Raw genomic sequence first — 14410 nt, forward strand, 5'->3', positions numbered from 1 at the left:
CGGCCCGCCGGGTCAGCTATTTCATGTCCCAGGTTTCGCCGTACGTGGTGACGCTGTCGCCCGCCGAGCTGATCAGTCGTGCGTAGGGGCGCAGCAGCACACCGCCGGCGGCACCGGTGACCGTGCCGTGGGCGTTACTGACCGCAACGGCACCCTTGGGGCCCGCAATGGCCACCGAGAAGGTGGCGACTTCCTGGATGCCGGGGCCGTTGCCCAGGTCGACGTTGATGCCCGCCGAGGGCAGCAGGTTGGTGGTCTGCACGTACGAGGCTTCCGGGGTACCGCCGAAGGCGTTCGGAATACCGTAGAGGATTGAGGTATTGGGGGTCGTGTAGTTGAAGTTCAGCCCCACACCCAGCGACCAGGGGTATCCCACCTGATAGCCCAGCTCCAGGGTCCCCTCGAACGCATCGGCTCCCGGACCGGTCACCTCATAGACCGCGCGGCCCGAATGGAACCACTCACGGGTCAGGCGGTTGCGGTCGAGCGGGAAGACCCCGTTCAAGAAGGTGTCCCACTGCTGAATCCGCAGCGTCCGCCCCTTGCCGTCAACCAGAGTCAGCTCATCGTCCAGACCGGCATGCGCCGTCGCCGCCGTCGCAAAGAGAGCAACAAGAGTCATGACTAGGGCGCCAACCGCCAACAGACCGTGGCGAGCCCAGCCCGATACCTTGCTCAACAGCTTCATTCTGTTCCTAACAGTCCCCTCATGGCGAACATGAGAATTTCCTAAGCGACGGACAGAAGGACGATATCGGCACGGTGACGGCGCGGCAATCTGAACACTCGTTCTGGTCGCAGTCGACTCACCCGGCAGCGGGTGCACTTGTGAACCGGAAGTTAGCCAAACCCAAGATATCTCCGGGTTAACAATTGGGTGAACGAACGATTTGCTGGGAAACGAGCGAGCACCAGCAGGGAACCGGCACCCCGAATGGGTATCCAGGCTTCGCGACCTGCCGGATTTACGCGTTCGATATGCGGGAATTCCTTAGCCGTGATGGGGCGGAACGTTATCGCGCAACCACTCATCACTTTCGTGCATGCCGCGCGAATCGTTCACATCGCGTTCATCTGGACCCAGAGACGGCTCGGCTTGACCGAAGATACGGTCGATATCCGCATTGCTGGCGCTTGTTCCCCCTGCACCACTTTTGTGGCGAAGGTCACAATCGCGGCCCTCTGGCGCCTGCACCCGATCAGATCTCCAGGCTGGATAGCTGCTCGATGATCTGAATCGCCATCGGTGTCACCGTAGCCATGCCATCGCGCACAGCGGCACGCGTGCCCGCGATGTTGACCACCAGGGTGCTGCCCGAAATACCCGCCACGCCGCGAGACAAACCCGCCTCCGTGACACCGGCCGCCAGCCCCGAGGACCGGATGGCCTCGGCGATACCGAGCAGCTCACGATCGAGAAGCGGTTGAGTGGCCTCGGGAGTGACGTCGCGCGGGGTGACACCCGTGCCACCCACGGTCACCACCAGGTCCACACCGCCGATAACCGCCATATTGACGGCATTCTGAATCTCGGCCAGATCCCCCTCGACTGCCACCACACCATCGACGACGATTCCGGCCTCCGAAAGCAGCTCAGTAACCAGCGGACCACTGGTGTCCTGGTCGCCGTGAGCTGTCCTGTCGTTGACGATGACGACCAGAGATCGCCCCACCGGTCCCACCTCAAGCTCTGTCATGGAAGCAACCGTAACGGCTCGCAGGGACATCTGGGTCATCGGGCGACCTCACCCAGGATCACGTCAGCGGTCTTCTCCGGTCCACCGTTGCCATCGGTGTACGTCAGCGTCACTTTGTCTCCCGGCGCCTTGGAGCGCACCGCCGCCACGAGGCCGTCGGCGCTGTTCACCGGGCGGTTGTCCACCTTCGTGACCACCGCACCGTTGGGTATCGCGGCCTTCTCGGCCGCTCCGCCGGCGACCACCTCGACGATTCTGGCGCCCTGGATCTCCTTATCGTTGCCAACCCGTACCCCCAGGGACGCGTGGGTGGCGTGACCGTTGGTGATCAGCTGATCGGCGACCCGCTTGGCCTGGTCGACCGGAATCGCAAAGCCCAGACCAATTGATCCGCCCTGCGTCTCGCCGCTGGAATCGCCACCCATGGTCGCGATGGCGGAGTTGATTCCCACCAACTCGCCGTTCAGGTTGACTAGCGCGCCACCGGAGTTACCCGGGTTGATGGCGGCATCGGTCTGGATCGCGTCCAGCACGGTGTCCTGATTGCCTGCCTGCCCCGCCGTGAACACCGGGCGATTCAGCGAGCTGACGATGCCGGTGGTCACCGTGCCGTCCAGACCCAGCGGCGAACCGATCGCGACGACAGACTGGCCCACAACCAGATTCGCGGACGACCCGAGTGCGACGGGCGTCAGGCCCGAGGCGCTGGTGATCCGGATCACGGCGATGTCCGTGGCCGGATCGATTCCGACCACGGTGAAGGGCGAGTTCTTGCCGCCGGCGATGGTGGCGGTGGTCTTGGCGCCGGGCTCCCCCGCCGCCTGGACCACGTGCGCGTTGGTGAGCACCAAACCATCGGCGGAGAGGATCACCCCGGATCCCTCTTCGCTCGACCGACCCATGATCGTTTCCAGCTTGACGACACTCGGAAGAACCTTGGCCGCAACCTGTTCGACCGACCCCGCAGGCAAGGAGGCGACCGGCTGGGCCGCAGGTGAACGCCCGGGCGAGATGGGGGTCAGACCGGTACTGCCGCTGGTGACGACAGGTGCCCGGTGCTGGCGGTCGGCGACGACCGCGCCCACGGTCCCGCCCAGACCACCGGAGACCAGAGCCAGAACGACAGCACCCACCACGAGCCCACCACTACGGCTGCTCCGCGGCGCCTGCGACTGCTTCGGAGCGGGGCGCTGCTGGTTCGGCGGGGCGGACGGGTAGCCATACGCCTGTCCCTGGTACTGGTGACCCGACTGGGCATGGTGCGTCGGAGCCTGATGCCCATGTTGTTGCCCGGAGTAAGGGCCAGACGGCCGGTAGGACCAGCTGCCGTGGGGGTCGTTAGTCATAGGAACTTCCTCACACGTCCTTCATAGGCGTTCACGATCGACTAGCTCGGGTGCCACGCTGCCGGAGGGGACTGAGAATCCACTGAGATCTCCCTCTCGTTTGGCACAGAGTTCCGGCGGCCGGTCGTGTCGCCCAAATTCGGCGACCTGACTGGTCCCGGCCGGCCCGGAAGCAGTACGTGCATTGACGTACCCGGGGCCGGATTCCCGTCGACCACCGCACCGGACTCCGTCTCCTCGACCTTGATGGCGCCACCATGTTTCAGCACAACCTGTTTCACGATGGCCAACCCCAAACCGGAGCCCGGCATTCCCCGGGCGGGGGTCGCGCGATAGAACCGCTCGAAGACCAGATCCCGTTCGGCGGGCGGGATCCCGGGACCGCGATCGGAGATCACCAGCTCGGCATGCGCGGCGTCGACCTGTGCCAGCCGCACCGACACTGTGCTGCTCGATGGGCTCCACTTCGCGGCATTGTCGAGCAGATTGAGAACAGCTCGGGATAGCCCCGCCGCGTCTCCATAGACCTGCCACGGCTGCATGACGACGTCGAATTCGATGTCGTTGCGGCGGCGCCGAACTCGTTCCAGCGCACCCTCTACCACCTCGACCATGTCGACCGGCTCGTGCACGATGTCGGCACCGTCGCCTCGGGCCAGATCAACCAAATCGCCTACCAGTGTGGACAATTCTTCGATCTGGGCGATCACATCGAGCTGCAGCGCCTCCATCTCCTCGTCGGGGAGACGCGGAGCACCCGGTTGCATGGCGGCCATCAGCAGCTCGGTGTTGGTACGCAGCGAGGTCAGCGGGGTGCGCAGCTCGTGGCCCGCATCAGTCACCAGCCGTGCCTGACGATCTCGCGACTCTGCGAGGGCACGCAACATCGTGTTGAAACTGATGGTGAGCCGTGCCAATTCGTCGCTGCCCGTGACGGCAATGGGCCGCAGGTCGTCGGTTCGGGCCACTCGTTCGGCGGCGTCGGTAAGCCTGGCCACCGGCCGCAACCCGGTACCGGCCACCATGGCGCCGGCCGCGGCCGCCACCGCGACACCCACGCCACCGACGATCAGCAACACCCAGCCCAGTCGCCGCAACACAGTATCGGTGGGGTCGAGCGATTTGGCCATAATCAGCGTGCTGCCGTTGTCGAGCCTAAGAGCAAGCACGCGTTGGTGATTGACGGTGCGCAGCGACTGCTCCAGCTCGCCCCGGGTCACCGCCTGCTCGGGTGCGCCGTAGGGAATGGTCTGTCCCTGCTGGGTCGCCGAGAAGGTGATCAGCCCCGGGAAGATCAGCTTGGCATTGACATCGGCCGAGTACGCGGTGCCCTCGATGGCGCGACGCGGATCCACCGACAGCAGCCCGCTGCCGATGAGCAGGTTGGCGCGATCATTGAGCTGTTTGTCGACATCGCGATACAACGCGGTGGATACCAACAGGTATGACGCGACGGCCATCAGCACCACGACCATCGCCACCATCGACATCGCGAGCAGCATCACGCGCCAGCGCAGCGATACCGATGAGCTGGTTGCCCGCAGCGGGGAAAATATTGCCGTGCTGGAGCCCCGTATCCGCCTCGGCATTCGTAGTGTCGCCATGGGGATTACGGAGGGGTCTCCCGTAGCACATAGCCGACACCGCGGACCGTATGGATGAGCCTGAGCTCCCCCTCGGCTTCCGTCTTGCGCCGCAGGTAGCCCACGTACACCTCAAGCGCATTGCCGGATGTCGGGAAGTCGAATCCCCACACCTCTTCAAGGATGCGGCTGCGGGTCAACACGCGGCGAGGGTTGGCCATCAGCATTTCCAGCAGTGCGAATTCGGTGCGGGTCAGGCTGATGGACCGAGTGCCTCGATACACCTCGCGGGTGATCGGGTCGAGGGTGAGGTCGCCGAAGCTCAGCGTGGCGGCGTCTGCCGATTCATCGACGGTGGTCCGGCGCAGCAGCGCTCGCATCCGGGCCAGGAGTTCCTCGAGTGCGAAGGGCTTAGGCAGATAATCGTCCGCACCCGCGTCGAGGCCGGCCACTCGCTCCGAGACCGAGTCCCGGGCGGTGAGCACCAGGATGGGCAGATCGTCTCCCGTGCTGCGCAAGCGACGGCACACCTCGAGGCCGTCGAGCTTGGGCATCATCACGTCGAGCACCAACGCGTCCGGCCGATCGTTGGCGATGACGTTCAGCGCATCGACGCCGTCTTCGGCGAGATCCACCGAGTACCCATTGAAGGACAGAGACCGTCGCAACGACTCACGCACAGCACGATCGTCATCGACTACAAGAATTCGCACAGGCACCAGTGTTAACCGTGCGGCTGAGATATTACTGAGGAAGCCTGAGAATCAGGTCCCGGAAGGTTCAGCGACGGTCGAAATCGATGAGCCCGAGGCGGGCAGCCTTGAGCAGGCGACGGGGAACCTTGTGGTTCTGTCCGCCGACAGTGACATTGACCAGCTCAGTGGCAGTGGCCTTCCACTGCGAGCGCCGGCTACGGGTATTAGAGCGGGACATTCTCCGCTTGGGGACGGCCATGGTCGCGCCCTCTCCTTATTTCTCAGGTTTCTGTGTCATTCGCCCGCGCCGCGCCAGCATGTGGGGCGCAGCGAGCGACAATCAACACACGATAGCCGGTGGCCGACATGAGCTGCAAATTTGCCTCAATCGATCCAGGCCGGCACGCCGCATAGTGGCGGTTTCGTCTCGCATCGTGCCACCTGAACGGGTCCTATTGACGCGGCAATCCAGCTCGGCCAACCACTTGGTTGGACCGCCAGATTGACGTTTTAGTAGGTGGGGTAATTTAGCAGCGCACGAGCAGTCGATGCCGACCTCGAGAGGACCACCGTGACCATTGCGCCGGTAAGAATTGGGAACTGTTCAGGCTTTTACGGTGACCGAATATCGGCCATGCACGAGATGCTCACCGGCGGTGAGCTCGACTATCTGACCGGCGACTATCTGGCCGAACTGACGATGCTGATCCTCGGCCGCGACCGCGCCAAGGCTCCCGAACGTGGCTACGCCAAGACCTTCCTGCGCCAGCTCGAGCAGTGCCTAGGGCTGGCTCAGGACAAGGGCGTCACGATCGTCGCCAATGCCGGCGGCCTCAACCCCGCGGGCCTGGCAGACGCCATCCGCGCACTCGCAGAAAAATTGGGTGTCCCGGCCAAGGTCGCCCATGTCGAGGGTGACGATCTGCTGCCCCGCGCCGCAGAGCTCGGATTGGGATCGCCGCTCACCGCCAACGCTTATCTCGGCGCCTGGGGCATCGTGGAATGCCTGAACTCCGGGGCCAACATCGTTGTCACCGGTCGCGTCACCGACGCCTCGGTGATCGTTGGTCCCGCCGCCGCGCACTTCGGCTGGCGACGCGACGACTACGACAAACTCGCCGGAGCGGTCGCGGCCGGGCACATCATCGAATGCGGCACCCAGGCCACCGGGGGCAACTACGCCTTCTTCACCGAGATCCCCGACCTCTCGCACGCCGGGTTTCCGCTGGCCGAGGTATATGAAGACGGATCGTCGGTCATCACCAAGCACGCGGGAACTGGCGGCGCGGTCAGTGTGGGCACGGTGACCGCGCAGCTGCTCTATGAGATCACCGGGGGCCGGTACGCCAACCCCGATGTCACCACCCGGATCGACAGCATCGAGCTGACCCAGGAAGGTCCGGACCGAGTGCGCGTCTCGGGCGTGACGGGTGAGGCGCCCCCGCCGGACCTCAAGGTGTCGCTGAACGCCTTGGGCGGCTTCCGCAATCAGATGACCTTCGTGCTCACCGGACTGGACATTGACGCCAAGGCTGACCTGACCCGCAAGCAGCTGGAGTCTTCGATGACCTCGGCGCCCGAGGACATTCAGTGGACCCTAGGCCGCACCGATCACCCGAACGCCGACACCGAGCAGGCCGCCAGCGCACTGCTGCACGTCATGGTGCGCGACTCCGACCCGAACAAGGTCGGCCGCCAGTTCTCCAATGCCGCGGTGGAGCTGGCCCTGGCGAGCTACCCCGGCTTCCATGTCACCACACCCCCCAAGGACGGCGAGCCGTACGGCGTGTTCACTCCGGGATACGTCCCCGCGGAAAAGGTTCCGCATGTCGCGGTCCTCGCCGACGGTTCCCGGATCGATATCGCGCAGGCCTCGCAGACGCTGCCGCTCGCCGATGCCCCGGCGGCGGCACTGCCCGAGCCGCTACCGGCCGGGCCGCTGCGCCGAGCCCCCTTGGGCATCCTTGCGGGCGCCCGTAGCGGCGACAAGGGTGGCAGTGCAAACGTCGGCGTATGGGTACGCACCGATGAGGAATACCGCTGGCTTGCCCATGCTTTGACAATCGACACACTGCGGGAACTGCTGCCCGAAACCAGGCAGTTGGAGGTGGCACGCTACCTGCTGCCCAAGCTGCGGGCCGTGAACTTCGTCATCCAGGGCATCCTCGGCAAGGGAGTGGCCTATCAGGCCCGGTTTGACCCACAGGCCAAGGGTATTGGCGAATGGCTGCGTTCCCGTGAGATCGACATCCCCGAATCCCTATTGGAAGGAAAGTGACCACCGTGAATTCCTGGAACACTCCGGAGCGCAAGGCACTTCGGGAGACGGTGCGTGACTTTGCCGAGCGCGAGATCCTGCCGAATGTCAACGAATGGGAACGCGAGGGACTGCTTCCTCGTGAATTACACCGCAAGGCGGGCAATCTGGGCCTGCTGGGCCCCGGTGCACCCGAGGAAGTCGGCGGCGGTGGCGGCGATGCCATCGACCCGGTGATCGTGTGCGAGGAACTGCACTACGCCGGTGTGCCCGGCGGCGTGTTCGCCTCCCTGTTCACCTGCGGCATCTCCACGCCGCACATCATCGCCTCAGGCGATCAGCGGCTCATCGAAAGCTACGTAAAGCCCACCCTGGCGGGCGATCTCATTGGCTCGCTGGCCATCACCGAACCCGGTGGCGGATCCGACGTGGGGCATCTGACCACCTCGGCCAAGCGGGACGGCGATCACTACATCGTCAACGGCGCCAAGACCTTCATCACCTCCGGCGTGCGCGCCGACTATGTGGTGACCGCGGTGCGTACGGGTGGAGCGGGCGCGGCGGGGGTCTCGTTGCTGTTGATCGACAAGGACACTCCGGGGTTTGACGTCACCCGCAAGCTCGACAAGATGGGATGGCGCTCCTCGGATACCGCCGAGCTGTCGTTCACCGATGCACGGGTGCCCGCCGAGAACCTGGTGGGTGGTGAGAACACCGGCTTCGCGCAGATCGCCGGCGCCTTCGTGTCAGAGCGTATCGGCCTTGCCGCCCAGGCATATTCGAGTGCGCAACGCTGTCTTGACCTGACAGTGGAATGGTGCAGGAATCGGCAGACCTTCGGGCGTCCGCTCATCTCCCGCCAGTCCGTGCAAAACACTCTGACCGAAATGGCGCGCAGGATCGATGTCGCACGGGTGTACACGCACGTCCTGGTGGATCGCGCGATCGCGGGCGAGACCAATCTCATCGCCGAGGTCTGCTTCGCCAAGAACACCGCAGTCGAGGCCGGCGAGTGGGTGGCCAACCAGGGTGTCCAGTTGTTCGGCGGCATGGGCTACATGACCGAGAGCGAAATCGAACGGCAGTACCGCGATATGCGCATCATCGGGATCGGCGGCGGCACCACCGAGATCCTCACCTCGCTGGCCGCCAAGCTCCTGGGGTATCAGTCATGACGCAGCTGCGCACCACCGTCAACACCAACTCACCGGAGTACCTCGACGCCGCCGAGGCCATGCTGACCAAACTTGCCGAGGTCAACGCCGAGACGGCAAAAGCGCTCGCCGGCGGTGGTGACAAATACGTTGCCCGCCACCATGAACGCGGCAAGTTGCTGGCACGTGAGCGCATCGAGCTCTTGATCGACCCCGACTCCCCGTTCTTGGAGCTGTGCCCGCTCGCGGCATGGGGTAGCGACTTCACCGTCGGCGCCTCGCTGGTCACCGGCATCGGCGTGGTCGAAGGCGTCGAGTGCATGATCGTGGCCAACGACCCCACCGTCAAGGGTGGCACCAGCAACCCCTGGACATTGCGCAAGGTGCTGCGAGCCAACGACATTGCCTTCAAGAACCGTCTACCCGTGATCTCGCTGGTGGAGTCCGGCGGCGCGGACCTGCCCACCCAGAAGGAAGTGTTTGTCCCCGGCGGGCAGATGTTCCGCGATCTCACTCGGCTTTCGGCAGCCGGCATACCGACGATCGCCCTGGTGTTCGGAAACTCGACCGCCGGCGGCGCCTACATCCCCGGCATGTCCGATCACGTCGTGATGATCAAGGAACGTTCGAAGGTGTTCCTGGCCGGTCCCCCGCTCGTCAAGATGGCGACCGGCGAGGAATCCGATGACGAATCTCTGGGTGGCGCGGAAATGCACTCCCGGGTTTCCGGTTTAGGCGACTACCTGGCGGTGGACGAACAGGACGCCGTAAGGCTCGGGCGTCAGATCGTGTCCCGCCTCAACTGGGTCAAGAAGGGCCCCAAGCCCGCGGCGGTCGTCGAACCGATCGCGGATCAGGAAGAGCTCATCGGCATTGTGCCTGGAGACCTCCGCATCCCGTTCGACCCGCGTGAGGTCATCGCACGCATCGTCGACGGTTCGGAGTTCGACGAGTTCAAAGAGCAGTACGGGTCGTCACTGGTAACCGGGTGGGCGCGTCTACACGGCTACCCCATCGGCATCCTCGCCAACGCGCGTGGCGTGCTATTCAGCGAGGAAGCGCAGAAGGCCACCCAGTTCATCCAGCTGGCCAACCAGACCAACACACCACTTCTGTTCGTACACAACACCACCGGATACATGGTGGGCAAGGAGTACGAAGAGGGCGGCATGATCAAGCACGGGTCGATGATGATCAACGCCGTGTCCAACTCCACCGTGCCGCATCTGTCGCTGATCGTCGGCGCCTCATACGGGGCCGGTCACTACGGCATGTGCGGGCGCGCGTACGACCCGCGTTTCCTGTTCGCGTGGCCCAGCGCCAAGTCGGCGGTCATGGGCGGTACCCAGCTGGCGGGTGTCATCTCCATCGTGAGCCGTGCCGCCGCGGTGGCACGGGGCCAGGCCGTCAACGAGGACGCGGATGCCGCGATGAAGGCCGCCATCGAGGCGCAGATCGAAGCCGAGTCGCTGCCCATGTTCATGTCCGGGCGTCTCTACGACGACGGGGTCATCGATCCCCGCGACACCCGGGCCGTGCTCGGTATGTGCCTGTCCGCCATCGCTAATGGACCAATCGAGGGGACGTCGAACTTCGGCGTCTTCCGGATGTGAGGTAAGAGTTAAGTGACTATCACCTCTGTTCTGGTGGCCAACCGCGGCGAGATCGCCCGCCGCGTCTTCGCTACCTGCCGCAAGCTGGGGCTTGGCACGGTCGCCGTCTACTCCGACGCCGACGCCGACAGTCCGCACGTCTCCGAGGCCGATGCTGCGGTCCACCTACCCGGCACATCCAGCGCCGAGACCTACCTGCGCGGTGAGCTGATCATCGCCGCGGCCAAGGCCACCGGTGCCGACGCCATCCACCCCGGCTACGGATTCCTTTCCGAGAATGCCGATTTCGCTCGCGCGGTGGCCGATGCCGGCCTGACCTGGATCGGTCCGCCAGTCACCGCCATCGAGTCGATGGGCTCGAAGATCGAGTCCAAGAAACTCATGGACGCCGCCGGCGTTCCGGTGCTGGGACAGCTCGACCCGGATACCGTCACCGCCGATCAGCTCCCGGTGCTCGTCAAGGCGTCCGCCGGTGGCGGCGGCCGCGGCATGCGGATCGTCTCTGAGCTCGACAAGCTCCCCGCCGAAATCGCTGCCGCACAACGGGAAGCTCAATCGGCGTTCGGCGACCCGACAGTCTTCTGCGAGCGCTACCTGGGCACCGGTCGACACATCGAAGTACAGGTGATGGCCGACACCCACGGCACCGTGTGGGCTGTGGGTGAGCGCGAGTGCTCCATCCAGCGCCGCCACCAGAAGGTCATCGAAGAGGCACCCTCACCCCTGGTGACCCGAATCGACGGCATGCGGGAGCAGCTCTTCGAGGCGTCACGCACCGCTGCGTCGACCATCGGCTATGTCGGCGCGGGGACTATGGAGTTCCTGGCCACGGAGAGCGGCGAGTTCTTCTTCCTGGAAATGAACACACGCCTGCAGGTGGAGCATCCGGTCACCGAGTGCACCACAGGACTCGACCTGGTCGCATTGCAGATCCAGGTGGCAGAGGGCGGCAAGCTTCCTGCCGAACCGCCTGCCATTCATGGCCATTCGATTGAGGCGCGCTTATACGCGGAGAACCCCGCGGCCGGGTGGCAGCCACAAAGCGGCACTGTGCACACATTTCGGATCCCTGGAGTCTCCGCGGAATTCCACGTGCCCGGACACCCGGGGCGCAACGGGGTGCGCCTGGATTCCACCATCGTCGACGGCAGCGTGGTGTCGGTGCACTACGACCCGATGCTCGCCAAGGTCATCACGGTGGCACCAACGCGCACCGAAGCTTCCCGGCTGTTGGCGTCGACATTGGAACGCACTCGCCTGCATGGCCTGACCACCAATCGCGACCTGCTGGTCAACGTGTTGCGGCATCCGGCGTTCCTCGCCGGCGACACCGACACGTCCTTCCTGGACAAGCATGGCCTCGACGTCCTTTCGAAACCCCTAGCCGACGAAGCGGCGCACCAGTACTCGGCGCTCGCGGCAGCACTTGCCGATGCCGCGGCCAACCGGGCACATGCCATCGTCTGCGCGGATCTGCCCAGCGGATGGCGCAACCTGGCATCCGGCTACCAGACCAAGGAATTCGCGGTGGGCGAAAGCACCATCAGCGTGCGCTACCGCCTGACCCGCGCGGGGCTGGAACTCGATGGAGATTGGCCCGCCATCAAACTAGTTTCGGCGACACCGGATCACGTGGCACTGGTGATCGACGGCGTCCGGCGGGGCTTCGACGTCGCCCGCTACGGCGGTCCCCCCACTGGGGAATACGCAGACGTCGACTCACCGCTCGGCCCGGTCGCACTCACTGTGGTGCCCCGGTTTACCGACCCCAGCACCGAGCTGGCGGCGGGCTCACTCATCGCGCCGATGCCGGGTGTGGTGCTGCGGGTGGGTGCCGCGGTCGGAGACACCGTCACCGCAGGGACGCCGATCGTCTGGTTGGAGGCCATGAAGATGGAGCACACCATCGTCGCCCCCGCCGACGGCGTCATCGAGATCCTCAATGTCGAACCGGGACAACAGGTCGAGCTGGGTACCGTACTGGCCCAGCTGGCCGCCAACGAAGGAGAGTCATGACCGTCACCAATCCTTATGTCGAGTCCGATGAGCGCAAGGCACTGCGGCAAGCGGTGGCCTCGCTCACTGGCAACTACGGCCACGAGTACTACCTGGAAAAGTCCAAGACTCATGCTCCCCTCACCGAGTTGTGGGATGAGGCAGGAAAGCTCGGCTTCTTGGGAGTGAACATCCCCGAGGAATACGGCGGCGGCGGTGCCGGCATGTACGAGCTTGGGCTCGTATTCGAGGAGCTCTCGGCGGCGGGGTGCCCGCTGCTGATGATGGTGGTGTCCCCCGCCATCAATGCCACCATCATCGCCCGCTACGGCACCGATGAGCAGAAGAAGAACTGGCTGCCCTCGATGGCTGATGGCACCTTCACCATGGCGTTCGCCATCACCGAACCCGACGCCGGCTCGAACTCCCACAACATCATCACCACCGCCAAGCGCGACGGTGGTGACTGGATCCTCAATGGGCGCAAGGTCTTCATCTCCGGTGTCGACCAAGCCAACGCCGTGCTGGTGGTGGCGCGCACCGAGGAGGCCAAGACCGGCAAGCTCAAGCCTGCCCTGTTCGTGGTGCCCACCGACACCAAGGGGTTCGAGTACACACCCATCGATATGGAGCTGACGCTCCCGGAACGGCAGTTCCAGGTGTTCCTCGATGATGTACGGGTGCCCGGTAATGCGCTCGTCGGCTCCGAGGACGCCGCGCTCATGCAGCTGTTCGCCGGATTGAACCCCGAGCGAATCATGGGCGCTGCCAGTGGAGTTGGCCTCACCCGGCTCGCATTGAACAAGGCCACCGACTACGTCAAGACCCGGCAGGTGTGGAAGACCCCGATCGGCGCGCATCAGGCCATCGCGCACCCGCTCGCCGAGATCAAGGTGGAGCTGGAACTGGCCAAGCTCATGATGCAGAAGGCCGCCACTTTGTACGACTGCGGCGATGACTGGGGCGCCGCGGAGGCGGCCAACATGGCCAAGTACGCCGCGGCGGACGTGGCCTGCCGCGCGGCCGACCGTGCCGTGCAGTCCTTGGGCGGCAACGGATTGACCTCCGAGTACGCCGTGGCGCCCCTGCTGAATCTGTCGCGCTTCGGGCGTATCGCCCCGGTGAGCCGGGAGATGATCCTCAACTTCGTGGCGCAGACGTCCCTCGGCCTACCCCGCTCGTACTAAAGGAAAGGTCCGCCGAATGGCGAAAGAATCTGACACTCTGGTCCAGTACGAGGTGGAAGGCCGCGCCGCTCGCCTGACCCTCGACTCACCGCACAACCGCAATGCGTTGTCCAGCAGGTTGGTGCTGCAACTGCGAGAGGGACTGCAGCGGGCCGCTGTCGACAAGACGGTGCGTGCCGTGGTGCTCACCCACACCGGCAACACCTTCTGCGCGGGCGCCGACCTGTCGGAAAGCTCAGCGGCGTCGTCCGATCCCCAAGATGTCGCCAAGGATCGGGCCGGCCAACTCACCACGCTACTGCGCGACATTCTTGAGCTGCCCCTGCCCGTCATCATCGCCGTCAACGGCCATGTGCGGGCCGGGGGTTTCGGTCTGGTGGGAGCCGCCGACATCGCGGTAGCAGGACCCGACAGCACCTTCGCACTGACCGAGGCACGCATCGGAGTCGCGCCGTCGATCATCTCGCTGACGCTGCTGCCCCGGCTCACCGGCCGGGCGGCCGGGCGCTACTTCGTCACCGGCGAGAGGTTCGACGCGCGGGTGGCCGCGGAGATCGGTTTGGTGACCAAGTCCGTCGATAGTCCCGAGGCAGTCGAGGCCGCGGTCACTTCGTTAGTGGATGACATCGCGCTTGGTTCGCCGCAAGGGCTGGCCGAGTCGAAGAGGCTCACCACCGCGCCGATCCTCGCCGATTTCGATGCGCGTGCAGTCGAGTTGACAGAAACCTCCGCGCGTTTGTTCGTGTCTCCCGAGGCGCAGGAGGGCATGTTGGCCTTCCTGCAGAAGCGTCCGCCCGCGTGGCAGGTGTGAACCAGACTGCACTACGTGTGTAGTGCGCTGAGCAACACTAATGAACCGCGTGCCTTTAAGCGCCGTTCGTCG

At 64.8% G+C, this 14410-nt stretch carries 13 protein-coding genes; 6 read left to right on the plus strand and 7 right to left on the minus strand.

Annotated features, from left to right (window positions below; translation table 11 throughout):
• Window positions 1-16: 16 nt before the first annotated feature.
• From mspA to rpmF, 7 genes are all read right to left on the minus strand, one after another.
• Window positions 17-688, minus strand: coding sequence for a porin MspA (mspA, locus tag B4400_RS18185; protein ID WP_070916575.1), 672 nt, complete (start codon window positions 686-688; stop codon window positions 17-19).
• A 303-nt stretch (window positions 689-991) separates the two neighbouring features.
• Window positions 992-1195 (minus strand): hypothetical protein, encoded by a 204-nt coding sequence (locus tag B4400_RS25070; protein WP_078310274.1) that lies wholly within the window; start codon window positions 1193-1195, stop codon window positions 992-994.
• 4 nt (window positions 1196-1199) lie between these two features.
• Window positions 1200-1697 (minus strand): MogA/MoaB family molybdenum cofactor biosynthesis protein, encoded by a 498-nt coding sequence (locus tag B4400_RS18195; RefSeq protein WP_078310278.1) that lies wholly within the window; start codon window positions 1695-1697, stop codon window positions 1200-1202.
• Window positions 1698-1732: 35 nt separating this feature from the next.
• Entirely contained in the window at window positions 1733-3043 is a 1311-nt protein-coding gene (locus B4400_RS18200) for a trypsin-like peptidase domain-containing protein (RefSeq protein ID WP_078310283.1), read from the minus strand.
• A gap of 41 nt (window positions 3044-3084) precedes the next feature.
• Window positions 3085-4632 (minus strand): sensor histidine kinase, encoded by a 1548-nt coding sequence (locus B4400_RS18205; RefSeq protein ID WP_078310286.1) that lies wholly within the window; start codon window positions 4630-4632, stop codon window positions 3085-3087.
• A 20-nt stretch (window positions 4633-4652) separates the two neighbouring features.
• Window positions 4653-5339, minus strand: coding sequence for a response regulator transcription factor (locus B4400_RS18210; RefSeq protein WP_078290528.1), 687 nt, complete (start codon window positions 5337-5339; stop codon window positions 4653-4655).
• A gap of 67 nt (window positions 5340-5406) precedes the next feature.
• Entirely contained in the window at window positions 5407-5580 is a 174-nt protein-coding gene (rpmF, locus tag B4400_RS18215; protein WP_078290527.1) for a 50S ribosomal protein L32, read from the minus strand.
• Window positions 5581-5955: 375 nt separating this feature from the next.
• Between rpmF and B4400_RS18220 the strand changes: the two genes are divergently transcribed.
• Genes B4400_RS18220 through B4400_RS18245 form a run of 6 tightly spaced genes read left to right on the plus strand, consistent with a single transcriptional unit; the run spans window position 5956 to window position 14338 of the window.
• Window positions 5956-7599, plus strand: coding sequence for an acyclic terpene utilization AtuA family protein (locus B4400_RS18220; protein WP_502688414.1), 1644 nt, complete (start codon window positions 5956-5958; stop codon window positions 7597-7599).
• A gap of 5 nt (window positions 7600-7604) precedes the next feature.
• A complete protein-coding gene (locus tag B4400_RS18225) occupies window positions 7605-8753 on the plus strand; it encodes an acyl-CoA dehydrogenase family protein (RefSeq protein ID WP_078310597.1) in 1149 nt (382 codons plus the stop codon).
• Window positions 8750-10345, plus strand: a complete 1596-nt coding sequence (locus B4400_RS18230) for an acyl-CoA carboxylase subunit beta (RefSeq protein ID WP_078310293.1) — start codon at window positions 8750-8752, stop codon at window positions 10343-10345. Before B4400_RS18225 ends, B4400_RS18230 begins: the two co-directional genes overlap by 4 nt.
• Before the next feature lie 12 nt (window positions 10346-10357).
• Window positions 10358-12361: an ATP-binding protein gene (locus tag B4400_RS18235; protein ID WP_078310297.1), complete on the plus strand. Its 2004-nt coding sequence runs from the start codon at window positions 10358-10360 to the stop codon at window positions 12359-12361.
• Window positions 12358-13527: an acyl-CoA dehydrogenase family protein gene (locus tag B4400_RS18240; protein ID WP_078310301.1), complete on the plus strand. Its 1170-nt coding sequence runs from the start codon at window positions 12358-12360 to the stop codon at window positions 13525-13527. Before B4400_RS18235 ends, B4400_RS18240 begins: the two co-directional genes overlap by 4 nt.
• Before the next feature lie 16 nt (window positions 13528-13543).
• Complete coding sequence (locus B4400_RS18245; RefSeq protein ID WP_078310304.1) at window positions 13544-14338, plus strand: enoyl-CoA hydratase family protein; 795 nt, start codon at window positions 13544-13546, stop codon at window positions 14336-14338.
• Window positions 14339-14410 lie beyond the last annotated feature (72 nt).

It is taken from the genome of Mycobacterium sp. D16Q13 (assembly GCF_002013375.1).
Lineage (GTDB): Bacteria > Actinomycetota > Actinomycetes > Mycobacteriales > Mycobacteriaceae > Mycobacterium.

Excerpts from the sequence above, each read along its gene's own strand:
- mspA (WP_070916575.1), bottom strand. The coding sequence starts at position 688 with ATGAAGCTGTTGAGCAAGGTATCGGGCTGGGCTCGCCACGGTCTGTTG.
- B4400_RS18195 (WP_078310278.1), bottom strand. The coding sequence starts at position 1,697 with ATGACAGAGCTTGAGGTGGGACCGGTGGGGCGATCTCTGGTCGTCATC.
- B4400_RS18200 (WP_078310283.1), bottom strand. The coding sequence starts at position 3,043 with ATGACTAACGACCCCCACGGCAGCTGGTCCTACCGGCCGTCTGGCCCT.
- B4400_RS18205 (WP_078310286.1), bottom strand. The coding sequence starts at position 4,632 with ATGCCGAGGCGGATACGGGGCTCCAGCACGGCAATATTTTCCCCGCTG.
- rpmF (WP_078290527.1), bottom strand. The coding sequence starts at position 5,580 with ATGGCCGTCCCCAAGCGGAGAATGTCCCGCTCTAATACCCGTAGCCGG.
- B4400_RS18220 (WP_502688414.1), top strand. The coding sequence starts at position 5,956 with ATGCACGAGATGCTCACCGGCGGTGAGCTCGACTATCTGACCGGCGAC.
- B4400_RS18230 (WP_078310293.1), top strand. The coding sequence starts at position 8,750 with ATGACGCAGCTGCGCACCACCGTCAACACCAACTCACCGGAGTACCTC.
- B4400_RS18240 (WP_078310301.1), top strand. The coding sequence starts at position 12,358 with ATGACCGTCACCAATCCTTATGTCGAGTCCGATGAGCGCAAGGCACTG.
- B4400_RS18245 (WP_078310304.1), top strand. The coding sequence starts at position 13,544 with ATGGCGAAAGAATCTGACACTCTGGTCCAGTACGAGGTGGAAGGCCGC.